This is a genomic window from Psychrobacter sp. 1Y4 (genome assembly GCF_051847555.1).
This window is the reverse complement of the sequence record NZ_JBPYDE010000001.1, coordinates 119,148-144,621: the sequence shown is the minus strand read 5'-3', so window position 1 is coordinate 144,621 and position 25,474 is coordinate 119,148. Positions and strand designations below refer to the sequence as shown.

Here is a 25,474-nt window from a genome sequence, read left to right as displayed (position 1 = left end):
CAAAAATTCGATGTCAATACATTAGTAGTCAATACATTAATATAGGGGAGGGTTAAGTTTATTCTGGCAATGCAGTTTGCTCCGGCAACCAGTCTGCCATATCATCTGGTAACGGGGCGGTAATGATTTTATAGCCTGGAATATCTAGTCGCCATGCGTGCAAGCACAAGCGATGAACGCCTGATTTATCATGTACATTATACTTGTCATCACCCAAGATCGCATGACCGATATGGGCCAAATGTACACGGATTTGGTGCGTGCGTCCTGTCAATGGTTTGGCTTCAATCAAGCTGACTGGCTGACCTGCCAGTATAAAACGGCTATGTACGATGATATCCGTTTGGCTGTCTTTAGATTGCAGGTCCTGATTTTGTGAGGTACTGCTATCCACTTTGACACGGCGCTCACCATTAGCAAGCGTGTAACGTAACAGTGGGGCATCAATACGTTGCTCATTCAGAGCAGGCTGCCCTTTTGCCAGACATAGATAGTGCTTTTGAATGGTTTTGTCAACTAGGTGCTGCTGCAGCACTTTAAGTGTTGAGCGCTTCTTAGAAATCATAAGCAGGCCTGAGGTATCTTTATCAATACGATGAATCAGCTCTAGGTACTTTTTACCAGTCACCTCACGCATGGCCTCGATAACACCAAAATCAAGTCCACTACCGCCATGTACTGCGATACCAGACGGCTTATTGAGTACCAACAGCCCATCATCTTCATACACTACGCGCGCTAATAGGCTCTTCGCAAACTCAGTACTAATGATGGGTTTTTCGCGGGTTGCCAACTGAATAGGTGCGATACGTACGACATCGTCGCGCTCTACTCTATCATGTGCTTTGCAGCGCTTATTGTTCACTCGAACTTCATCTGACCGTATCATTTTATAAATATGAGATTTTGGCAGCCCTTTTAAGCGGTTTAATAAAAAGTTATCTAAACGCTGGTCATGCTGATGGCGAGTAACTTCAAGGTAGTTAACCTTTCCAAAGTTGCTAATTTCATCATCAGCGCTTTGTGGGCGCGTCTTGCTATTGAATATTGCTGGAGCTTCATGGGTAGGTGCATCGTCAGTCATTTTGGAATTTGTCATTTTTAGTTAGGTATTTACACAAAGATTTGTTATAGTTTACCATGTTGAGCGCCAATTAAGCAGAGACTAAGACAATAATCGTTATTGTCTTAAACAACTTATTGTTATCATTATTACTGGCTAGTAATGAGTTGATCTGGCGATTTTTGCACGCATCATCTACTTTCAGGACATCCTGCTCAGTAACGTCTGGCGTGATGTCCAATAAAAGGTATTTATACCAAATTAATCGCTTCGGTGATAATGGCAAACATGCTAAATTATCAAGCGGTAATAGAACACAACTACTCATTAACACACGGCCATGACTTGATTTTTTAATCATTGGGTTGGTGCAGCTGGGTAAGTAATGTTAATCCGATGTTAAGAGTTTACAGCTGCCTGAATATTGGCGGTCAAACAGATAAAACGATTGTCATACAAACAATGTATAGCCTACCGAGCTTGTAAGCCGGTTACCTATTCTGTTTGCCAAGTACGCCCCGCTGAATAACAGTGCAGTGGCACTTTTAACTTAAGATTCTTCTAAGACAGTTAGATGTTATAAAATAATAGATAGATAAAATCATTGAATTAATTTGAGCTGATATTAAGACGTTCGCTAGTGTTAACAGTTTAGACAAAACGGCGAATAAATTGTGACTTTGTGGTAAGTGCTTGGATACCCTTACAAAGTAAACCAGGTACGCCTTATATGTCAATAATCTTTGTAAAACCTAACATAGTAATGTGTTAGGTACTAGCCTTGAAACCAGTATAGGATGATTGGCATTAGATCATGTTACAGCCCTACACTCTGTATCAAAATTACTTAGAACGATTATTTTAGTCACTTTAAACACAGTCGTTAAATTTGAACCAACGATCAGCGACGATGACCTTTTAATTCGATACCTGTATTTATCCGAGCAGTACGCTCGCCCTACATCTACTAATTTTTAGTATTAGCATGACTTATCATCGCCACTTTACTTTGATTATATTTATGTTGTTTGCTGTCCATTTGGCAGCCTGAATAATCTGTTGGTGCTTTTTATCGTTAAAGCCGCTTGATAGCAGATTTTTTATTCAGAACCACTCAATATAATAACCCTTCTTGTCATTGTCCTGTGTACTCATAGGATAATAGTATGAAACGCATTTTGATTAACGCCACTCAAAACGAAGAAATTCGTGTCGCTTTGTGTAAAGGCAATCATCTCTACGATTTTGACCTAGAAAACCGTACCCGCGAGCAAAAAAAATCCAACATTTATAAAGGCCATGTCACCCGTGTCGAGCCATCACTTGAGGCCGTATTCGTTGAATACGGTTCACAGCGTCAAGGGTTTTTGCCTATTCGTGAAATCTCTACCGAATACTTAAGTGGCAACCCACGTGATGAAAATATCAAAAAGCTTATTAAAGAAGGCGATGAGCTGATCGTCCAAGTTGAAAAAGAAGAGCGCGGCAACAAAGGCGCGGCTCTCTCCACTTATGTCTCGCTCGCTGGTCGTTATTTGGTACTGATGCCCAATAACCCTCGTGGTGGTGGTATTTCGCGTCAAATCTCCGGCAAACTACGCGAAGATATGAAGCGTATGCTTGCCAATCTTGATTTGCCTAAAGGTATGAGTGTCATCATTCGTACTGCAGGTATTGGCAAAACTCAAGAAGATCTGCAACACGACCTAAATCATCTGCTCAATATTTGGCAAGCCATTCAAGAACAAAACAAAAAGTACCCATCACCACGCTTGGTTCATCAAGAAGCAGGTGTGGTGACACGTGCGGTACGTGATTATCTGCGTGACGATATAGCTGAGATTTGGATTGATAACGAAAACGCTTACATTGAAGCGGCAGGATTTATCGATGCAGTGATGCCAACACAAGCGGACAAACTACGCAAATATACTGACTACGAGCCTATGTTCGCACGCTTTAGCATTGAAAAGCAGATCGAGACCGCTTACCAGCGTGAAGTACGCCTGCCATCTGGCGGCTCAATCGTCATTGACCAAACTGAAGCGTTGGTATCAATCGATATCAACTCGGCCAAATCTACTAAAGGTTCAGACGTCGCTGAAACTGCCTACCATACCAACTTAGAAGCAGCTGATGAAATCGCTCGCCAATTACGTCTACGCGATATGGGCGGCTTGATTGTCATTGATTTCATTGACATGAATGACAATAAGCACCAAAAAGAAGTCGAAAAACGCCTGGTTGATGCGACCAAATATGACCGTGCTCGTGTTCAGTTCGGCGAGATATCTAAGTTTGGTTTGATGGAGATGAGTCGTCAACGTCTACGCCCATCATTAGAAGAGTCTACTGGCTATATCTGCCCACGCTGTCATGGCAACGGTATGATTCGTGATCTGCGCTCTTTATCATTGTCTATCATGCGCCAAATCGAGCAAATCGCTTTAAAAGAACGTCAAGGTGAAGTACAAGCAGAAGTACCAACTGACATTGCCGCATTTATTTTAAATGAAAAACGCGACAGCTTGGTTTATCTTGAACAAGACAGCGGCACACGTATCACTATCCTGCCACATGCTCACCTAGAGTCGCCCAATTTTAAATTGCATTTTAATCGTGATGGTTTTGCACCGACAAGCTATGAGCGTATCACTGATACGCAGCAACAAGAGCATAATGACCTCGGTTATGACGTTGACTGGCAAACATCAGAAAAAGAACGTCCTGAGCAGCAGCCTACTCGTCAGCCGCGTAAATCAGCTGATAACAAAAGTAGCCCAGACAATCGTGCAAGCAATCAAAGTAACGGACGCGCGTCATCATCGAATGTAGGCCAAAATAGCCATCGAAACAATGGCTCAAATAACGAACCAAAAAATACCGACAACCATCAGCATACTGACAATACGCAAGTAAGTACGCAAGTCTCCTCAGCGCGTGCTGCCACAAATCATACTACACAGAGTAATCAGCAGGTCTCTACTACGCAGCCAAAAGCCGTTGCTTGGCTGTCTAATCTGTTTGCGCAAGCGCCGCAAGCACAGACTGCAAACAGTGTTAGTAGTCGTGATGCCGCTGAAGCTATTGAAGCATTAGTCAATACTGGGGCGCAAAGCTTAGGTTCGTTTGGGCAAGTGGATCGTACAGCGTTAGATAACAGCCAGCATTCATCAAATCAAAGTGATGATCCGCAAAATGTACGTCAGCAAGACGATAACAATACTCAAAGTGTCACTCAATCATCAAAGCAAAGCGCGCTTGATGATGACAAAAAAGAGAGTCACAGCGACGATAGAAGAAAGCGCAAGTCACGCAAATCAAAATCTTCTAAATCGCGTCAAAGAAAAGATCAGCGCGATGACAACGATAGCGCAGATAATAGTACAGATGATACCAACGATAATAATCGATCTGATACGCAAGATGGACGCGAACGTGATAATAAGCGTGGCAACGATCGTAACGGCAATCGTCAAAACACTCGCCAAGACAACCGTAATAATCATCAAAATGCCAGCGAGCGTACAGAAGATAGTACCTCGAGCGAGCAGTCACGTACGAAACGCAAGCCTCATAGCCAGCGCAACTCACGTGGTAAGCTTGAACGCGGGCAAACCTTAACAGTTGACAATGATACTAAGCAGAATAATCAGCAGTCCACTGCCAATGCGGCAAAAGGTAAACCACAAGCGAATGCTCAGCGCGACCAAGACCCCAATGAAGTAGTATTACAGGTCAATGAAGCGCCGACTAAAAGCAAGGCTTCAGAAGTAGTGCATCTTTCTTTGGACGACAGTAAATCGAGTCAATCGTCGTCTAAAGCTATGGATACGCAAGAAGCTGGTCAGCATAATGTTGATGACAAAGACAAGGCTGCTAAACAACGTCATCCAGACAAATCTGAGACGACAACATCTAAGTCAGAAGATCGCTCATCATCCACTGCGAGTAGCGCTAAACCTACTGAAAGCTTAGTTGAGAGCAAGGCTCAAAGCGCTGAGTCAAAAGGTAATTCATCTGATAGCACATCATCATTTGAAGAGAGTAAAGAAGAAGTCGCTAATGCTAAGGCAACCTCTCAGCCATCGGCTCAAAAAGTAGCTTTAGAGCCAAAAGCAGCTAAAGCTAGCAGCATACAATCTGCTGCTGATACTCAGCCAGCTGAAAACGATGAGTCTAAAAATGGTAATAAAGCTGATGTGATAAGCAGTACAAATGAGGATACAAAAGGTAATAACGCCCTCACGTTTACTCACGAGGCCTTATTTGCCGCTCGTTATGTGACTGCTGATAAGTTTGGTCAAGCAAGCAATGACCCACGTGTCGTCCGACGTCAGCAGCCAACACCAGTCGCTGAGACTAATGCACAGGCGAGTTCTGCACCTGCTACCATTCGCGGTACAGTTGGTGAGTTTATTCACGCAACGTTAGCAGATGCACAAAGCCGCTTGGCAGATAAAGGGGTTATCAGCTGCTTTATTCAAGCGATTGAAGCACATACGCAGCATACTGACGCTACTGACCTGACTAACATTGACACTAGTCATGCAGACGATAGCCAAGATGAGGCTTTTGACTTTAGTAATTATGGTTATCAGCCTTTAGATGCTGATTACTTGACCCAGTTTGATGCCATGACTCAAGCAGCGAGCCAATTTGCTACTGCTCAAGGCAAGACAGAGGTCGCACCTCAGGCTATTGGTCAACGTGCTAGTAATGATCCACGTGGGCAGCATCCTGACTATCGTGCTGAAGAACAGCAGGCCATATTGAGCATTTCTGATGACCATCAAGTCGATGCTCATGAAACCGCAGCCGCTGCATTGGCCAGTGAAGTACAAGCTGACGACATCACTGTTGAGAGTGAACAGCTGTTAAAAGCAGATCAGGCGTTACTTGATGATAGCAAAGCTGCTGAGCATAGCGATGCTACAAAAGAGGACAGCCAAGCAGCTAAATCAAAGACGACTATTGCCAGTTATAAAAACATGATCGAGAGTGTCGCTGAGCAGCTGCTGCCACAGACTGGTATGTTTAATTTGACCACGCCAAAGGTGCCAAAAGCGCGTAGTCGTAAGCCAAAGTCTGAACATATAAAGCCTACGCAAGCTGAAAAGTCTGAAAATGACCATTCAAGTAGCGACAGTTGATTATTAGCCCTGATATAATTTGTATAATTGGTATAACGCAACTTTTATAGCAATTTTATACTTATAATTTAAAAAGCCCCAAAGTTACCAGTAACTTTGGGGCTTTTTAATGTTTATATAGTAATCAGATAGTGTTAGTGCTATGACGCTTTAATGAGCGGAAGCTCCGTTACCGCGTAACTTATTGACCATAGTAAAGATAGCGACCACTACCGCACCAATAATAAAGCCTATCAAACCATTTAACAGCGCTGTCGTCACACTTTCAAAAATGCCGGTTAAGTGCGCCAGATCCTCTACTCCATGATGTAAAAAACTGATACCGTGCACTAAAATACCGCCGCCCACTAAGAACATCGCCAACGTGCCAGCGATAGATAGAAACTTCATCAATTTTGGTGCAGCTGCAAACATCACCTTGCCAAGCTTTTGTTTAAAACTGCTTTCTTGCTCCATTAAATGCAAGCCTGCGTCATCTATTTTGACAATACCGGCAACCAAACCATAAATACCAACCGTGATAGCAATCGCTAAAATAGACAATACCAGACTACGCTCTAACAATGTGGCACTCGCCGTTGACCCCAAAGCGATGACAATAATCTCTGCTGATAAAATAAAATCTGTACGTATCGCGCCTTTGATTTTTTCTTTTTCAAATGCCACCAAATCCACTGTTTCATCGGCATTGGCAAGGCGACGCGCACTTTGTTCTTCGTCATGCGGCAAAGCATGTGGCCAAAATCTATGGATAACTTTTTCAGCGCCTTCATAAACCAAAAATAAACCACCGCACATTAATAAAAAGGTTACCAATGGTGGGTAAACGGCACTGATAAGCAGCGCAGCTGGCACCAAGATAAGTTTATTAACAAAGGAACCTTTTGCTACCGCCCAAACAACTGGCAACTCGCGATTGGCTTTGACACCAGTGACCTGTTCAGCGTTTAGCGCAAGATCGTCACCCAATACACCAGCGGTCTTTTTGGCCGCAACCTTAGTCATTACTGAAACATCATCTAATATCACACTGATATCATCAAGTAGGGTTAATAAACTGGCACCTGCCATGCTCTCTCCTTAGCGTAAAATCGCTCAAATAGTTAATAAGTATTAAAATTGATCATGTTGATTTGTCTTGTTTACTGTAGCCTACTGAGCTACTGCAACATATGAAATAGTAGGAATGTAGCTTATTTTACTTTTTTGTTCGATCATTACCAAATTATTAGTTAAGTAAGTTTTGGTTTTGACTGTCATTTATAAAAATATGTTAGTATATGGCACTTTATCACTATTTATGTTATGACTCACTGCTTACTTTATAATTGAGATGATTCGTCATCATAGCCAGAGTGTTGTAGCTTAGAATTTATTCGTTTGACTGCTGATAAATAAAGAGACTTATATCGTCTGTCTTTATACTGAGTTTTTATTACAATCATGATCAAGCGCGTCCGTTTATAGGAAATGCCGTATGTCCTTACCCTCTGTATCTACTAGCCTAAAGCCTGCTAACATCTCTACTCGTCGTAAGCTCTCAGGCGCCATTATCAGTGCGCTACTAGTTACTGTCGCGACAGGCTGCTCAAACAATACTGCCGATACTACCAGCAAGACCAGTGTGGTAAGTAGCACAAAGGCAAGTAGTACAACCAGCACCTCCAAACCTGCTGCCGATAGTGATCAATCGGTCGTTACAGCATTGCAATCGAACCTAGGAGCGTCTGGTATCGACGAAAAAATTGTCTCCGCAGTACCAACAGAGATGGATGGTATTTATTGGGTAACCGCTGAAGGGTTGCCAGCATTTTTTACTGATAAGTCAGGCAAACATATCATTCAAGGTCAGATCATCTCTGTCGGACAAGGCGAACCTGTCGATATTAGTGGTGCGTTAGTTGCTCGCACTGCGCAAGAGGCGCTCAAAGCTGTAGACAAAAAAGACATGATTATTTATCCAGCTAAAGGCGAGACTAAGTCAGTGGTGTACTCTTTTACCGATGCTGATTGTCCTTACTGCACTAAATTGCATTCAGAAATGGATGAGCTCAATGCGCTAGGGATTGAGGTTCGTTACCTAGCTTGGCCTCGTAGCGAAGGAAGCATTCCCAAAATGGAAGCCATTTGGTGTAGTGAAGATCGCGTTGCGGCTATGAATCAGGCAAAATCAGGCGCCAATGTCATGGCTCCTAGCTGTGAGAGTCCAGTAAAAGAGCAAATAGAATTGGGCGCCCGTCTTGGTGTACGCGGAACGCCTGCCATCTTTACTGAATCTGGTCAGCAGATTGGTGGTTATCTACCAGCTAAACAATTGGCACAGACAGCGATCGATGCCAGCTAATCGCCTACTATAATATCATCGGCTTTAGCAACAGTCAGCTTAGGTAGACGTCACAATTGCTTGTCGGTATGATACGGTGAGATGCTATATAAAAATGGCTTTATTGGTAATAGTTAACGTTACAAGAGCCATGTTTTCATCTTATATAATTTACTATCATTTAATTTTCTGAGGATACTGTGAGTAAATCCATCAAACTAGCGATACTTGGCCTAGGTACCGTCGGTACTGGCGTGGTCAATCTAATCAATGATAACTTAGCTGAGCTTAAACGTCGTAGTGGACGCGACATTATTATTACCGAAGTTGGTACACGTCGTCAGCGTGATGATATCGACCCTAGTATCGTCCAAAACGATGATTTGATGGCAATTGCTGCAAGTGACAACGTCGATATTGTCATCGAAGTCATTGGTGGTACAACTCTTGCCAAAGACATTATTATGCATGCCATTAAGAATGGTAAACACGTCGTTACAGCCAACAAGGCGTTACTTGCTGAGCATGGCAATGAGATATTTGCGTTGGCGGAGGCCAATCATGTGCACGTGGCTTATGAGGCAGCAGTGGCAGGTGGTATTCCTATTATCAAGGTTATGCGCGAAGCACTTGCCGCCAATAAAATAGATTGGTTAGCTGGTATCATCAACGGTACTGGTAACTTCATCATGACTGAGATGCGTGATAAAGGGCGTCCATTTAAAGACGTTTTGGCAGAAGCACAAGAGCTTGGCTATGCTGAGGCAGACCCGACATTTGATGTTGAAGGTATTGATGCTGCTCACAAGCTTGCTCTACTCGCCTCTATCGCCTTTGGCATTCCATTACAGTTTGACAAAGTATATTGCGAAGGTATCACTGGTATTACGCTACAAGACGTCAACTACGCTGAAGAGCTGGGCTATCGTATCAAGCATTTGGGCTTTGCCGTTCGCCGGAGTAGTAAAGATGATCCACAAGGCAGCGCTGGCATTGAGCTACGCGTACATCCAACATTGATCCCGCAAGACGCTTTACTTGCCAATGTGAATGGGGTAAAAAACGCGGTACTGGTGAACTCACATCCTCTAGGACAAACGCTGTATTGCGGTGATGGCGCAGGCGCAGGCGCTACCGCCTCAGCAGTAATGGCAGATGTCATGGATCTTGTACGTGTATTAGGCCCCAACGATCGTAACAGTCATAGCGAGCACAGTAATCATGTGCCTCATTTGGCGTTTATGCCGGAAGAGCTATGTGATACGCCTGTCTTACGTGCCGAGCAGATGATAACAGGCTATTATCTGCGTGTACACGCTTATGACAACCCAGGCGTATTGGCGGATATCACTCGCATCTTAAGTGATGCTGGTATCAATATCGACGCTATTTTACAAAAACCTGCTCACAAACTTGGACAAGTACCTGTCATTATTTTGACATTACCAGTCATTGAAAGTCAGATGAATCTGGCGATTGAAAAGATCGAAAAATTGACTGCGGTTGCTGATAAAGTCGTCCGTATTCGCTTAGACGAGTTGGCCTGATGATATAAATCAGTAGTGACCAGTGAGTTATCTTAGTAAACCTTGATTTTTATCTTAACAATGCACATTATAATAATGATTCTTTATTAACGATTAGTGAGGCACAGTGTTCATCTAAAGCGCTGAGTTTTAATTTAAAACAGGTAAATGAGGCAGAATAACGATGTCGAACGATGCAATTGTAATTATTAATGGTGCGCGTACGCCAATGGGCAGTTTTCAAGGCGCTTTAAAAGATGTCAGTGCTACAGAGTTAGGTGCGACAGCTATCAAAGCAGCCGTTGAACGTTCAGGTGTGAGCAGTGACAATATTGATGAAGTCATTATGGGATGTATCTTGACCGCTGGATTGGGTCAAGGCCCTGCTCGTCAAGCCATGCGTCAGGCAGGTCTACCTGATGAGACTGGCGCCGTGACGATCAACAAACTTTGTGGTTCGGGTCTAAAAGCGGTTATGCAGGCGCATGATGGTATCAAAGCAGGTAGCTTTAATGTGGCTGTCGCTGGTGGTATGGAGTCGATGACTAATGCGCCATATATTATGCCAGGGGCACGTGGTGGCTATCGCATGGGGCATAAAGAAGTCAAAGATCATATGTTCTTAGATGGTTTAGAAGATGCAGAGACTGGTCGCTTGATGGGTCAGTTTGCGCAAGAAATGGCCGATGAAAAAGGCTATACGCGTGAACAAATGGACGAGTTTGCGATTGAATCACTAAATCGTGCGTTGACTGCGATTAAAGAGGGTCATTTCAAAAACGAGATTGAGCCTGTCACTTTTGAGACTCGTAAAGGCGAACAAACGGTCGAGGATGATGAAGAGCCAGGTCTTTCTAATGCAGATCGTATTCCTAACCTACGTCCTGCGTTCGCCAAAGAAGGCACCATCACTGCAGCTAATGCCAGCTCAATCTCAGACGGTGCTGCTGCTGTCGTGATGATGAAAGAGTCACAAGCGCAGTCTGAAGGTCTAGACTACCAAGCCCGTATTATTGCGACTGCTTCTAACTCACGTCATCCAAGTGAATTTACCATTGCTCCGATTGGTGCGATCGAAAAAGTATTGGCTAACGCAGATTGGTCAGTTGAAGACGTCGATCTTTGGGAGATCAACGAAGCCTTTGCCATGGTTACTATGGCGACGATGGATGCGTTAGACATTGATCATGCAAAGGTTAATATCGAGGGCGGTGCTTGTGCTTTAGGTCATCCTGTAGGTTGCTCAGGCGCTCGTATCCTGATCACGCTTATCAACTCATTACAGCGCACTGGTGGTAAAAAAGGTATTGCAACCTTATGTATCGGTGGCGGTGAAGCGGTAGCAGTAGCTATTGAGTTGTCTTAATCAAAAGACATTGTCAAAAGCTTTTATTATGACGCTATTGGATATGTCGTCACAATGCATCTAGTCAGATGACTGTGTAATACTTATCATTTTGATACTGATAACTCCATAACCGTACTATTAATCAATAGTACGGTTTTTTTTGTGCATGGCATACAACAATATGGTTAATATTTATGTGTGTAAAAATGCGTTAACTTATACCCAATTGATGTTATGACACTTACAGCCTATTACACGCAATTACGTCAGTTGCACATTTTGCTACCTTGTTTCTATATCTCGAGTAAAATCGCGATGTTACGATAGTTACAAGTTGATGCAGTCACTGTTTAGTTGTCAGTCAACAATGATAAGCATGATTCTTTATCGTTACTGACTGAATTCACTACTTATAACTGCAAATAATGAAGTAGAGGAAGAGTCGGTGTATTCTGACTTATTCAACGACATATTTATCATTGGCGTTATTTTTTGACGCTACTATTTTATTTATAAATAACCATTTACTCATATAAAAGGAAGACAATAATGAGCCAACTAATTCGCTTACAAGACATCCAAGCAACTCATCGTGACCTTATTGGTGATGACTATTATGACCCAACAGGCAAAACTGCTTACGGTGTCAATGAAGAAAAAATCGGTAAGATCGATGGCGCACTAGTAGAAGATACTACTGGCCGTATTCGCTATCTAATCGTTGACGCAGGCGGCTGGTTTAGCTCAAAAGAAGTTTTAGTACCAGCGGGTTTAGCGCGTATTGTTGGTGATGATGTATTCTTTGATAGTTTAACCAAAGCACAAGCTGATGCCATGGAAGAGTATGATCATGACTATCAGTATAGCTATAAAGAGCAGTACGAAAAAGATCGTCAAGCATTTGTAGCTGACACTGTACCAGCAGAAGAGCGTATGGAAGTTGCAGACCATGCTTATGATGCACCAAACACGCTAGAACTACTAGAAGAGCGTCTGACAGTAAATAAAGATCGTATCGTTGCAGGCCTAGTAAAAGTCGGCAAGCATGTTGTGACTGAAGAGCGTAACGTTGAAGTAGATCTTGAAGAAGAGCATGCTAACATTCAACGTACTACTGTAGATCGTCCATCAGAGCGTCGCATTGGTGACGTGACTGATAACGAGACTATCGAAGTTGAACTAGAAGCTGAACGTGCTCGTGTTAACAAAGAGACTTATGTTTCAGAAGAAGTTAATGTCGGTAAGACCACTGAGCGTCACACTGAAACCATCGTAGAAACTATTCAGCGTGAAGAGCTAGATATTGACCGTGATGGTAATGTTGTTGACCGTGAAGGTAACATCGTAGACCGTGATGGTATCACTGCTGAAGATGTACGTAGCGCACGTGGTATGTAATATTCTGATCTATCGTTTATCCTAATATGATAACTGCGATTAGGTAGCGTGAATATATAGCTAAGTAATCATCCTTAGCGAATTAAGGTCAGAGTTTGTCTCTGGCCTTTTTTTATGTCTTTCCCATGAATAATAGGCTTATATGTCGTTATCTAATCATATTAGTAAAATACTTGCCAATAATAAGGAACGTAATGATGAATACTAACCACGAAAAAGAGACCAATAATAAGTACAGTGCAAACGAAAGCGAAAACCAACGAGCGGGTACGACACCGCTATCAGCGTCTACGGCAAAGCTAGAGGATCATGCAGGAGAGAATAAACTGGCAGCGCCGCATACTACGGATAGCAGTGCTATTAGTAACCGTTTAGAATTACTAGAAGAGCGTCCAGTCATCAACAAGGAGCGCCTAGACGTCGGTAAAGTGACAGTGACTAAGCATACCCGTACCAAGTCTATTGAAGTGCCAATTGAGCTAGTAGAAGAGTATGTCACGATTCGCACTGAGTACAACGATGCTGAAAGCCAAGATCTGCTATCAGGTAACTATGATGAAAAAGACATTTTACGCCATGTTGAACCCTCATTAGATAGTAAGGCGGTAGTCACTATCAATGGTAAACAAATAGAAGTTGGCGATGCTCCTGTTGAAATCGTTTTATCACGTCAAGTGGCAACCATTACAAAAGATACTTATGCTATTCAAGAAATCGAAGTCAATAAGACCACGCATACGCATACAGACAGTATCCAAGTTGAGCTACAACACGAAGAACTAGATGTAACCGAGGAAGGGTTTTTAGAGCACGAAACTTCTCGTGTTCGTAAAGACTAGTCCTACCCGAAGCAAACTTATTTATTAAAAATAAGCGTGTTAAAGTTGAAAGTTAGAATATAAAAAAAGCAACGTGAACGTTGCTTTTTTTATGTCAGAATTAAAGTATACGGCTATTAATGCCTAGGTCTTATTACACTCGTAAGTACTGATATCCGTTTCGTCCTCGCCTGCTGTACGCATGACGCCTGTTGCACGCTCTTCGTGTGCCACGCGCCACTGAGTAAAGCCTTGACCACCATCCATAGCTGTATCAACTTCAAATACTTCAGGGTTGGTGCCTTCATTGGTTTGCATCAATGTAACTGTACCCATATCAGTACCGATAACCACTTGATTGGTTTCATCTTTATAAGTCGCTTCAACTTTTAAAGCAGGTGTACACAAATAAGTTATTTGAGTCAGATCAGTATTAACATTGGCAATCGTATCATCCTGTACTTCATTTAACGAAGCATCCTCAGTCGCGACGACGGTATCACTAGGGTCTGCTGGATCAGCCGACATTGGTACTGACTCTTCAGCGTTGATGCTATCCTCTAGGCTCGGCTCTGGCTCTTGCTGCTGCTGACAAGCACTGATGCTAATCGCACTAGCGAGTAAACCTGTCATCAAGGCCGTCATACGTAATTGTTTTAATTGTCCTAGATTCATCATTGTCTCCCAGATTGTTATGGTAAATACTATAGCGTGTCCGCCTATATTCGCCTATGTTGAATTTGTAAACAGTCATGACAAATTATCAAAATTCTTATTTGATAATCATATAGGTCTATCCATAGCCTACGTTAAGCAGCCAATGATCTTGCATAAAAATACCTATCACTGCTAACAGGGATAGGTAATTAAAATAAGCAATTAGGTATAAATTTTGGTGTTAGATTTTTCCATGGCATTGTTTGTATTTTAGACTAGAGCCACAAGGACAAGGCGCGTTACGGCTGATATTCATACCGGCATACGGGTTTGGCTCAGCGTCATTTGCATTATCAGGAATACTGACTCCTGCACTTGCGCCTGCTGCTACGCCTCCAGCAAGATTGACACGCATCTGACCGTTTGCCCGTTCACCTGGGTTTTGAGGGCGCGGCGTTGGCTGCGGTTCACCTGATAAGTTATCGACATCGTTATGCTCGAACTGCATTTTCATGCGCTCAGCATCTGCACGTTGCTGCGCTTCTAGTGCTTCTAACTCTTCTTTAGTTGGAATATGGACACGTGATAGATCTTGCACTGTCTCTGATTTGATAGCACCTAGCATCATCTGAAACAGCTCAAAGGACTCACGCTTATATTCTTGCTCAGGGTTCTTTTGTGCATAGCCACGCAAGTGAATGCCTTTACGTAGCTGATCCATCTGTGTTAAATGCTCTTTCCAATGCTTATCAAGGCTTTGAAGCATAAAGTGACGCTCAAGCTGGGCGGCGCTTTGGTCGCCCATTTGCTCACGGCGACCATGATAATGCGCTAGTGCTGTTTCGATAATTTTTGCTCGCAAGCCTTCTTCATCAAGACGACGGTCTTCATCGAGCCAATCATTGAGTGGCATGTAGACTTTGAACTCTTCTTCAAGCTCATCTTCTAATCCATCAACATTCCACTGATCATCGACAGAACCTGGCGGGATAAATTGATTAATCATGGCATTATAGACTTCATGATGCATCACTTCGATGGCATCCAGTAAATCCATATCATCGAGCAAATCATCACGCTGAGCATAAATAACTTTACGCTGCTCATTGGCCACGTCATCATACTTTAGCAAGTTTTTACGCGCATCAAAATCTCGGCTCTCAACCTTACCCTGAGCGTTTTCAATCGACTTTGACACCATCTTATGTTCGATAGCTTCGTCTTCTTTGAGACCCATAGCACGCATCATATTGACCACGCGATCACCAGCAAAGATACGCATGAGATCGTCTTCAAGCGATAAGAAAAAGCGCGACATACCAGGGTCACCCTGACGACCGGCACGGCCACGTAGCTGGTTATCGATACGACGAGACTCGTGGCGCTCAGAGCCGATAATATGCAAACCACCTGCGGCGACCACTTGATCGTGCTTGATTTGCCATTGGGCTTTTAGGCGTTGCATCTCATCAGCACTGACTGAGTCTATGTCTTCAATAAATGACTGCCAGTTACCACCCAAGATGATATCGGTACCGCGGCCTGCCATGTTGGTTGCAATAGTAACGGATTTTGGGCTACCCGCCTGCGCGATGATATCAGCCTCGCGCTCATGCTGCTTGGCATTTAGGACGTTATGCTTAACGCCTTCTTGATCGAGCAAATAAGATAACTCTTCACTGGCTTCAATCGTCGCTGTACCGACTAGCACTGGCGCGCCTTTATCCTGTATCTCTTTAATCTCGCGAATAATGCCTTTGTATTTACCCAGTTTGGTCAAAAATATCTGATCATCCATATCGACCCGGGCTATGGGCTTATGGGTTGGGATGACAATCACTTCCAAATCATACGTCGACTTAAATTCTGCCGCTTCGGTATCGGCCGTGCCGGTCATACCTGATAACTTGTCGTATAAACGGAAAAAGTTCTGGAAAGTTGTGGTTGCAAGCGTCTGGTTTTCGGCTTGAATCTCGACGTTTTCTTTGGCTTCGACCGCCTGATGCAGACCTTCTGACCAGCGACGACCTGGCATCGTACGGCCCGTATTTTCGTCAACGATGACCACTTCGCCTTCATCGACGATATAGTGCACGTTTTTGACAAATATGTGATGGGCGCGAATAGCCGCTTGTACGTGAGCTAATAAGGGTAAACGGCTTGGACTATACAGACTCTCATTTTCACCAAGCTCGCCTACTTCGATTAAGAAACTCTCAATCTTTTCGTAGCCTTTTTCGCTGATTTCGATTTGACGGTTTTTTTCATCAATCCAAAAATCTTCATCTTCATTATTCTTATTGGCTTCTTCATCTTTTGAGCGCACAAGCACCGGAATAATAGTATTAATCAGTGCATACATCCTTGATGAATCCTCGGCTTGACCTGAGATGATCAAAGGCGTACGCGCCTCATCGATTAAGATAGAGTCAATCTCATCAATGATACAAAAGTTCAGCGGGCGCTGCTTTTTCTCGCTGAGACTAAAGACCATATTGTCACGCAGATAATCAAAACCGTACTCGTTATTGGTACCATAAGTGATGTCCGCTTGATAAGCATCGACCTTTTCTTGTGCTGGTTGCTGTGAGTAAATCACTCCAACCGTCAGTCCCAAAAAGTTAAATAGTGGACGGTTCAAGTCCGCATCACGAGCGGCCAAGTAATCGTTGACCGTGACCACGTGGACACCTTTACTACTAATAGCATTTAGATAAATCGCCAAGGTCGCCATCAAGGTTTTACCCTCACCGGTCTTCATCTCAGCGATTTTGCCTTCGTGCAAGGTGATACCACCGATCAGCTGCACATCATAGTGACGCATGCCATTGACCCGCAGTGACGCTTCACGGCAGACGGCAAACGCTTCAGGCAATAGCGCATCTAAGCTCTCACCTTTTTGAAAGCGCGCTTTGAACGCTTCTGTTTTTTGTTGTAATTGTTCATCAGACAGAGCTTGCACGCCAGCCTCTTGGGCATTAATCTTGGTGACCACCTTACGCATACGTTTTAGTTCGCGGTCATTTTTGGTGCCAACCACACTGCCTACAATCTTTGATAACATAATTTTTTAACCTATGGAAATATTCGATAATTAGCGTAAATATAGTCAGCACAACACAAAATCGATAAGTGACGCCAAATGCATAGTCACTTATGATAGATATAAATCGTCGTTGTACATTGCTTGCAAGCGTGTCTTCGTACCAAAAACCCATGTCTTAACAGCACTATGCCGCTTGTAAAGTGCATCGACTATAGTAGCCAAAGCTTTACCCGCCGTCCTATCATCATCCGACCCAGTACTATCTGATGAAGCATCGCCAATAAAATGTGCCGTCATTATATATGGTTATGGCGCGGATGAATACAAGGGCAACCGGCGGATATTTGCCAGCGCTGAAACGCGGCAGGTCATGTTAAAATGGTAAATATTTGGCTATCGCCAAGCGCTGTTATCTACCTACCGTGTACCCAACTCTATACCTTTTATCAGCAATATTTAAGCCAAGCAATATAAGAGAACATGAATGTCTGCTAAACCACTTGATGTAAACCATGCCACCTCCAAAACCCTAACCATAGGCGATGCTGTCTACGATTTGGCCCATCATACGCCAATGATGGTGCAGTATCTGACCATGAAAGCGCGCTACCCAAATGCCTTGTTGCTCTATCGAATGGGCGATTTTTATGAGCTGTTTTTTGATGATGCCAAGCGTGCCGCGCAGATATTGGACATTACTTTAACGCGCCGCGGCACTGACAAAGCCGGCAACACTATCGCGATGGCAGGTGTACCCTTTCATGCTGCAGATAGCTACATGGCACGGCTCATTGCCGCTGGGCAAACGGTGGTGGTCTGTGAGCAAATCGATGAGGCAGCCGATAGCAACTCTTATCCAAGCATCGGCGAAAAAAGCAAAAAAGATAATACGCTACACAATAAAGGTAGCACTAAAGCCGCTAAGGCTAAGCCGCCCACCATCATGCGCCGCGAAGTGGTCAAGACGCTGACTGCTGGGACGATAACCGATGATGCACTTATCGCGCCCAATCAGACGCCTACTGTCGTCGCCATCGACATCGCCACACCGAATCCAAAGGCAAAAGATCGTAAACTGCCTATCCAAGCTGCAATCAGTCAACTGGACTTGACGGCAGGGACGCTCACCACTCAAACCCTAAGTGTGGATAGTAGTACAAGCGTTGCAACTGGAGAGAATAGTGATATAGCAACGCTACAAGCGCAAATGCTCACTGTCTTGGCACGCTTTGCCCCTAGTGAGTGTATCATCAGTGAAGCCACCAGTGAAGACTGGCTACTGTGGTTACGTAGTCATCTCGACTGCCCTATCATCGAAGTGGCGGCCAATGACTTCCACCGTGAGCACGCGACCGCAACGCTGTGTCAGCAGTTTGACGTACAGCGCTTAGATGGTTTGGGTATTAGTGATGCGCCCCTCAGTCAATCTAGCTGTGCTGCGCTGATACATTATGCACGCCAAACGCAGCAGCGCCAAGTGCCGCAGGTCAACCAGCTTATCGTTGAACACAGTGACGACTATCTGATTATCGATGCCAACAGCCAGCAAAATCTTGAATTGTTTACGCCTGTTAGTGCGAATGGAACGTCTCTGATATCGGTACTCAATCACTGCAAAACGCCCATGGGACGACGGTTATTGGTACAGCAAATGAAGCGTCCACTACGCTTACATACTCGTATCAACCAGCGCTTGGATGCGATAGCCAGCCTAATAGAAGTAGACAGTGCAAAAAACCATTTATCCAATAAAAATGCGATATTAATCACACACTTAGTCACACACTTACGCGACACCCTCAATGCCATTGGTGATATCGAGCGTATTAGCAGTCGTATCGGTCTGATGAGTGCCAAACCGCGCGATCTACGTAAGCTCGCCGATGGGATTGCCAGTAGCAATCATCTAACGACGCTACTGACCGAAGCGGGCATCCATCCTGAGCACACAGGATTACTACCGATGCTGATGCAGCAACTGCCCACTCAGCTGCCAACCGTACAAGCCGTCGCCGACCTTATCGAGCGCGCTATTGTCATAGAGCCACCTGCTCATATCCGTGATGGCGGTATGCTTGCAGCGGGTTATGATGAAGACTTTGATCGCTTGACCCATCTGCATGACAATATCCAAGCGACCCTTGATGAGATGGCAGAACGTATGCGGCAAGAGTGTCAGCTGCCAAGTCTAAAAGTCGGCTTTAATAAAGTCAGTGGCTTTTATTTTGAGCTGCCCAAGATGCAGGCTCAAAATGCGCCCAGTCACTTTATCCGTCGCCAAACACTCAAAAACGCTGAACGCTTTATCACTGATGAATTAAAAACCGTCGAAACCGAATATCTAAGCGCACAAACCTTGGCACTGGCGCGAGAAAAACAGCTATATCAGCAATTGCTGACCACGCTTAGCGACCATTTAACCGAGCTACAACAGTTAAGCGCCGCTATCGCTCAGATAGACGTCCTTAGCAATTGGGCGCAGCTGGCTATGACTCATAACTGGCAACGTCCAGTCATGCATGATGGCGCATCAAATAGCGTTATAAATAGTAAAAATGCAAAAAAAGAAGACAATAAAAACAGTAACGCTCAGCAAAACCAGCTGAACTTTGACGGCGCTAATCAAAGTCAGGCTCAAAGCCAACGGTCAGATCAAGCGCAAAGCCAAACCAGCATCGATATCCGTCAAGGTCGTCACGTCGTTGTCGAAGCGGCGTTAAATCCAGCCAATACGCACCAACAAAACACGCAAAATGACCATCCTAGCCATTTCGTTGCCAACGACTGCGCGCTTGGCAGCGATGAGCATCCCGAACGCTTATTAATCATTACTGGCCCTAATATGGGCGGCAAATCGACCTATATGCGTCAGACTGCCCTGATCGTGCTACTCGCTCATTGCGGCAGCTTTGTACCGGCTGAACACGCTCTTATCGGTGATATCGACCGGATTTTTACTCGTATTGGTTCTGCCGATGATCTGGCTGGCGGCAAATCTACCTTTATGGTGGAGATGATCGAAACCGCCAATATTTTGAACTTGGCAACAGATAGATCACTGGTACTCATGGATGAAGTCGGCCGCGGTACGGCAACCACTGATGGGCTTGCTATTGCACACGCTTGCGTCAATCGGCTACTTGAGATTGGTTGCTTGACCTTGTTTGCCACTCATTATTTTGAGCTGACTGCCCTGGCAAACAACGAGCTGGCAAATAATAAGCAGGCAGACAACGAACTATCAAACGATGAGCTGACAAATAAAAACGACAAGATTCGCAATGTGCATGTCGCGGCAAGCGACGTTGATGGGCAGCTATTACTGCTACATCAAATCCGTGAGGGCGCGGCAAGCTCCAGCTTTGGGTTGCATGTCGCCAAGATGGCAGGCATACCAGCACAAGTGCTAAACGATGCCAAACGTTATCTTATCGACAACTTAAGGTCTGAGCAGACCAAAAGCACTGATGACAAAACTGAATTAACTAAGTCGGCAAATGATAAAGGCCAGACATTCGATCAAAGTGATATAACTGAGGCGACTGTAGAAACCAATGCACAGGCAAGTTATCTAGCAGATAATAAACAACAAAAACAATTGCTTAGCTTATATGACGAGCTGATAAATACTGATCCTGACAGTCTAACGCCCAAGCAAGCTCATGACTTATTGTACGATCTTAGACAACGCATCAGTCGCTAAAGGGGTTTGTTAAAATCGTTTAAAAGCGCTAAAATATGCATTATTTTCATTATTCTATTCAGGCATTAGCCGAATCAATAACAGGTAGACCTCAATATGACCTTCGTCGTTGCAGATAATTGTATTCTTTGTAAACATACTGACTGTGTGGAAGTCTGCCCTGTGGACTGCTTTTATGAAGGGCCAAACTTCCTTGTCATTGATCCTGATGAGTGCATCGACTGCGCACTATGCGAGCCTGAATGCCCAGCCAATGCGATCTTCTCAGAAGATGAAGTGCCTAAAGGGCAAGAGATATTCATTGAGCTGAACGAAGAGCTGGCGCAAAAGTGGCCAAACATCACGGAGATGAAGCCGCCTATGCCAGACGCTGAAAAGTGGGACGGTGTCGAGGGTAAGATTCAGTATCTTGAGAAGTAGATTGATTTATTAGATAATTACTCTTAATGATATAGAGGCTGTAGCTTTTTGCTATAGCCTTTTTTATTGAAAGGCTTTTGATAAGCTATATTGTAGGGTAGGTTAGCAAAGCGTAACCCGCCAGACGTTATTCAAAATGAAATTATAGAAATAGCTAAATTTTAATCATGATAATATTGTTTTATTATAATTAACTTTTTCGTAGAACCCATGAAAAACTATCGTAGAAATAGACAAGCTGGGGCAACTTATTTTTTCACGTTTTGTCTAAATGATAGACGCAGCTCTCTTTTGACTGACTACATCGATGAATTAAGACAGGCTTATAGGAAAACTCAGTCAAAACTACCTTTTACTAGTGAGGCTATGGTAATACTTCCCGATCATATTCATGCGCTATGGACGATGCCCAACAACGACGATAATTATCCTGCCCGTATCAGGCTATTTAAAAGTCACTTTAGTCGTCAACTGCCTCAATCGCTCAAACAAACGAGCAGTATCAGTCGCACCAATCGTAAAGAAACTGGCGTTTGGCAACGGCGATATTGGAAACATACGATACGTGATGAGTTAGATTTTAATAATCATATGGACTATATTCACTTTAACCCTGTCAAACATAAGCTGGTAAGTTGTGCCACTGATTGGGCGTATTCTAGTTTTTTGCATGAGGTTAAAAAAGGAAGGTATGCTAAGGATTGGGCTACGGAAGCATTTGATAATGAAGCTATTGGAGAATAATAAATTTTGGGTTAATTGATCTTTTGCTACTAACAAAGGCGGGTTACGCTGCGCTAACCCACCCTACATAGTCAAATTAACAAAATTAACCTTTCGTAGGGTGGGTTAGTTTTATCAAATTCTTAACAAGAATTTTGTTAAAACGTATTCCGCCACTTTGTATTATGCTAATAGAAAATCCTATTTAAAGAATTTTCCTTGCAAGCCCTACTCTCTCGCTGCTTTTTAAATCTAAAAACCATTTAACGATATGATAACGTTAGATGGTTTTTTTATAGACTCTTTATAGACCGATAATAATACCTATCTAACCTAGGCAAATCATCAGTATGCACGGGTTGCTGCGCATTAAAAAATCCAGATTGAGCCAGCTTTTGACTACCAGGACAGGCAAAATTACATAGCATGATATTTTGTAGATTGACACTGTCGTATTTGGTCAGCACGTAGGCGGTATCTCCAAATACTTCTTGCCAATTTTTGAGAATGGTTTGGGTATAGCCATGCTCCTTTCGCGGTATGCCGATGATATTTGCCATGATATCGTTACTGTTGGCTTTGAACTGTGTCAACGCTTCAAGCGTGTACAGATTACTCGCAACATGTTGACCTTGAAAGGCATCAATGAGCATAAAATCATAACGGGCTTCTTTATTTCGGGTCAAATAGCCTCGAGCATCATCGCCTATAAACTCAATATTTGCCGCGATGGGTGCTTTTAAAAAGTGTTTTTCGATAATCTTTGGTAAGTCTTTGTCAATGTCGATAACGGTAAGCGCCATCTCGGGATTGTAATGTGCCACTTCACTTGGTGTGCCCATACCTGCACCACCCAAAAACACCAAGGTCTCGGGCTTGGTTTGTCCGATGGCTTCTACGGCAATCTCACCATACCAATGACAGTTTTTTTTGGTGGCGTATACCCAGCAGCTACTCGTCGACTGTCCTGGCTTGTCAGTGATAGTGACTGCCAAGTCTCTACCCGCCAGCGTATCTTTGATAAACCAAGCCCCTGTCGCGGTCTGGTAGCCAGTATCCACTCTGTTCATCATAATAAACGCCGCCGTCATGACTAGTGCCGAGGTAAAGAGCAAATAGTTGGTGACATGATCAGACGGCTTGATCGGCTCGTCGCTCTCTATTTGGATGGCAAGCTTGGTACAGAGCCATGCACTAAATGCCAATGACGCTATAAATAGCGCCAAGCTACTCATAAGCCCAATATAAGGCAACAAAAAAATCGGCGTCACGGTTGAGCCAAGTACGCTACCTACCGTGGTAATCGCTACCATCGTGCCAGCGTTTTTGCCCGCGTCAACACCATCGTCATTTTTGTATTTCAATGACAAAAACTGAGTAATAAGAGGAATGGCAGTTGAGCCAAACGCTAGCCCTACCCCGAACAGCAACCCGACACCGATTGCGGCGATGATAGGGCTGTCGGTACTGGATGTCATGGCTGCCAGTAGGGGCAACTGAATAATACAGGCGATGGCATGAGAGATGGCGGACAATGACAACACATAGCCTGCCTTTAGTAACGCTTGCCTTGGGGTGTATACTGCTTGCGATAAGCGCCCGCCATACCAGTAGCCAACGGCGATGGCGATCAGTACCATTGCCAGTATAACGCCAGTGATGGAGATGGATGAGCCAATATAGGTGGCTGATATACGAATGGCATAAATCTCGATACCAAGACCAGCAAAGCCTTCAAGTAGCGCAATGACCAAACATATCATTAAGACTTTTTTTTGCATAAGCTGAATCATTATAGGGGTGAGCAATTATGCAGAGTTTACACTATTCTTATTATTAGATGGGATGGTAGCTATGGTTAGTTACCTATGAGGATTTATAAATAAAAAAAGCCAACGTGACGTTTGGCTTTTGAGATATTGAGTAGGGTTTTTTGTAGGCTGGGTTTTTAACCCAGCATCGTGAACTTGCAGAATAAAAAAGCTGGGTTAAAAACTCAGCCTACGCCAACTAAGGCAGTATACGACACGGCGAACCGTTAGGAATATCACATTCAATACGAACATTTGAAGGTTGTTTAGCAGTCGCTATGATTTTTTGTTGAGTCTCTAGTGTCCAGCCTGTAGCATCGGTTATGGATTGACAAGCACTTATAACTGGAGCAATTATTGATACACTAGTATTATTTTCGTCTTTGAGCGTATAAAACACCTTATTACTATACCCTTTGACTTCTGATAAACAAGCGCTTTGTTTGGCTTTAGAAATATATTGCGTATAAATAGGAGTCGCAATCGCAGCCAATAAACCAATGATAACCACTACAATCATCATCTCTACGACTGTAAAACCTTTTTGTAATTGTTGAGTCATTATATTCGACTAAAGTTGTATTTAATGAGTAAGGTATAAAGCAGAAACTATGCCAATATGATTGTCTATTTAGTACTAATGGGTTTTTAAATATAAAAAAGCCAAACATGATGTTTGGCTTTTTAAGTAGTACGCTCATATTGTGAGCTGGGCTAAAAGTTCGGCCCACCCTTACTAGTTTTTAACTAGAATTACCAATATTTTAAGTTGGAGCAGTACATGTACCTACACTATTGCCTTCGATTAAGTCTTTAGCCGTCGTTTGAGTTACAGTTGTAGAATTACACCAAGTAATACCAGTACTACCTAACGTAGGAGTAAACGCTATTTTTTTGCCATCTACTCCACCACTGTTAATTCCTGTAGCTAAGGTCATTACAATCACACCATTCTCTGTAGCAACAGAAGCTACTTCTTGAGTTGCTGTAAAACTAGCATCTGCTGTAATTCCGTTAGAACCACTATCACAATCAGTTAATGCGCCTGTTTCTTGAGCACACAAAGCAACCTCAGTTTTTAAAGTTTGAGCAGCTGTAAGAGCTTTTCCAACTTTTGCTTTAACTGTATAGTTCTGATACTGGGGAATAGCGATCGCAGCTAGAATACCGATGATCGCAACAACGATCATTAGCTCGATAAGGGTAAAACCTTTTTGTGTAGTAGCGTTCATAAGAACTCCTTTAGATAATAGGTTGACAGCGTCGCCATATATTAGTTGGGCGTAGATACCTGCTGTCAGTGATATAAAATGCACGCTACCATATAGCGCATGCTGTCTTAATATGACTCTTAACAGGAGTGTTGCAGGTACTGTGCCAACTTTTTAAAGGAGAGGGGTCGAGATTTGATTATTTTGCTCACACTCAGTGTGTCATTATCCGTGCTTAAGATAAGCGGTTTTATTTAGCGATTGAACGGTAAAA

Annotated in this window: 18 protein-coding genes; 9 read left to right on the top strand and 9 right to left on the bottom strand. The window is 43.5% G+C overall.

Features of this window, described 5'->3' with window-relative positions:
• Positions 1-58: 58 nt before the first annotated feature.
• Both ACS8FC_RS00630 and ACS8FC_RS00625 read right to left on the bottom strand, forming a co-directional pair.
• Entirely contained in the window at positions 59-1,084 is a 1,026-nt protein-coding gene (locus ACS8FC_RS00630; RefSeq protein ID WP_439262880.1) for an RluA family pseudouridine synthase, read from the bottom strand.
• Positions 1,085-1,154: 70 nt separating this feature from the next.
• Positions 1,155-1,391 carry a hypothetical protein gene (locus tag ACS8FC_RS00625; protein ID WP_439276812.1) on the bottom strand — a complete coding sequence of 79 codons (237 nt, stop codon included), beginning with the start codon at positions 1,389-1,391 and terminating at the stop codon, positions 1,155-1,157.
• An 838-nt stretch (positions 1,392-2,229) separates the two neighbouring features.
• On the opposite strand from ACS8FC_RS00625, the gene ACS8FC_RS00620 reads away from it, so the two are divergent.
• A complete protein-coding gene (locus ACS8FC_RS00620; protein WP_439295564.1) occupies positions 2,230-6,216 on the top strand; it encodes an Rne/Rng family ribonuclease in 3,987 nt (1,328 codons plus the stop codon).
• Between the two features lie 150 nt (positions 6,217-6,366).
• Here the strand turns inward: ACS8FC_RS00620 and ACS8FC_RS00615 are convergent, their stop codons facing one another.
• A complete protein-coding gene (locus ACS8FC_RS00615; protein ID WP_299185740.1) occupies positions 6,367-7,287 on the bottom strand; it encodes a DUF808 domain-containing protein in 921 nt (306 codons plus the stop codon).
• Positions 7,288-7,693: 406 nt separating this feature from the next.
• On the opposite strand from ACS8FC_RS00615, the gene ACS8FC_RS00610 reads away from it, so the two are divergent.
• The 5 genes from ACS8FC_RS00610 (at position 7,694) to ACS8FC_RS00590 (ending at position 13,650) form a co-directional block, all read left to right on the top strand.
• Complete coding sequence (locus ACS8FC_RS00610) at positions 7,694-8,560, top strand: DsbC family protein (RefSeq protein ID WP_439295563.1); 867 nt, start codon at positions 7,694-7,696, stop codon at positions 8,558-8,560.
• Positions 8,561-8,739: 179 nt separating this feature from the next.
• Entirely contained in the window at positions 8,740-10,086 is a 1,347-nt protein-coding gene (locus tag ACS8FC_RS00605) for a homoserine dehydrogenase (protein ID WP_439262885.1), read from the top strand.
• Positions 10,087-10,249: 163 nt separating this feature from the next.
• Positions 10,250-11,431 carry a thiolase family protein gene (locus tag ACS8FC_RS00600; protein ID WP_439295562.1) on the top strand — a complete coding sequence of 394 codons (1,182 nt, stop codon included), beginning with the start codon at positions 10,250-10,252 and terminating at the stop codon, positions 11,429-11,431.
• Between the two features lie 531 nt (positions 11,432-11,962).
• Entirely contained in the window at positions 11,963-12,811 is an 849-nt protein-coding gene (locus tag ACS8FC_RS00595; RefSeq protein ID WP_439262889.1) for a DUF2382 domain-containing protein, read from the top strand.
• 194 nt (positions 12,812-13,005) lie between these two features.
• Positions 13,006-13,650, top strand: coding sequence for a YsnF/AvaK domain-containing protein (locus ACS8FC_RS00590; RefSeq protein WP_439295561.1), 645 nt, complete (start codon positions 13,006-13,008; stop codon positions 13,648-13,650).
• 123 nt (positions 13,651-13,773) lie between these two features.
• Here ACS8FC_RS00590 and ACS8FC_RS00585 read toward each other — a convergent pair whose 3' ends face one another.
• From ACS8FC_RS00585 to ACS8FC_RS00575, 3 genes are all read right to left on the bottom strand, one after another.
• On the bottom strand, positions 13,774-14,307 hold the full coding sequence (locus ACS8FC_RS00585) for a hypothetical protein (protein WP_439262892.1): 534 nt from the start codon (positions 14,305-14,307) through the stop codon (positions 13,774-13,776).
• 220 nt (positions 14,308-14,527) lie between these two features.
• Entirely contained in the window at positions 14,528-17,350 is a 2,823-nt protein-coding gene (gene secA, locus ACS8FC_RS00580) for a preprotein translocase subunit SecA (protein WP_439295560.1), read from the bottom strand.
• Positions 17,351-17,440: 90 nt separating this feature from the next.
• Complete coding sequence (locus ACS8FC_RS00575) at positions 17,441-17,629, bottom strand: hypothetical protein (RefSeq protein ID WP_439295559.1); 189 nt, start codon at positions 17,627-17,629, stop codon at positions 17,441-17,443.
• Between the two features lie 187 nt (positions 17,630-17,816).
• Between ACS8FC_RS00575 and mutS the strand changes: the two genes are divergently transcribed.
• The 3 genes from mutS to ACS8FC_RS00560 all read left to right on the top strand — a co-directional run bounded on the left by mutS (position 17,817) and on the right by ACS8FC_RS00560 (position 22,199).
• The gene (gene mutS, locus ACS8FC_RS00570; protein ID WP_439295558.1) at positions 17,817-21,035 is read left to right on the top strand and encodes a DNA mismatch repair protein MutS; all 3,219 of its coding nucleotides are present in this window, start codon (positions 17,817-17,819) and stop codon (positions 21,033-21,035) included.
• Positions 21,036-21,131: 96 nt separating this feature from the next.
• Positions 21,132-21,455, top strand: coding sequence for a ferredoxin FdxA (gene fdxA, locus ACS8FC_RS00565; protein ID WP_299185756.1), 324 nt, complete (start codon positions 21,132-21,134; stop codon positions 21,453-21,455).
• A 210-nt stretch (positions 21,456-21,665) separates the two neighbouring features.
• Positions 21,666-22,199, top strand: a complete 534-nt coding sequence (locus ACS8FC_RS00560) for an REP-associated tyrosine transposase (protein ID WP_439295557.1) — start codon at positions 21,666-21,668, stop codon at positions 22,197-22,199.
• Positions 22,200-22,471: 272 nt separating this feature from the next.
• On the opposite strand, the gene ACS8FC_RS00555 is transcribed toward ACS8FC_RS00560, so the two are convergent.
• The 3 genes from ACS8FC_RS00555 to ACS8FC_RS00545 form a co-directional block, all read right to left on the bottom strand.
• Positions 22,472-23,959, bottom strand: a complete 1,488-nt coding sequence (locus ACS8FC_RS00555; RefSeq protein ID WP_439295556.1) for a fused MFS/spermidine synthase — start codon at positions 23,957-23,959, stop codon at positions 22,472-22,474.
• Positions 23,960-24,188: 229 nt separating this feature from the next.
• Positions 24,189-24,551, bottom strand: a complete 363-nt coding sequence (locus ACS8FC_RS00550; protein WP_439295555.1) for a prepilin-type N-terminal cleavage/methylation domain-containing protein — start codon at positions 24,549-24,551, stop codon at positions 24,189-24,191.
• Between the two features lie 202 nt (positions 24,552-24,753).
• Positions 24,754-25,221 (bottom strand): pilin, encoded by a 468-nt coding sequence (locus ACS8FC_RS00545; RefSeq protein WP_439295554.1) that lies wholly within the window; start codon positions 25,219-25,221, stop codon positions 24,754-24,756.
• Between the last annotated feature and the right edge of the window lie 253 nt (positions 25,222-25,474).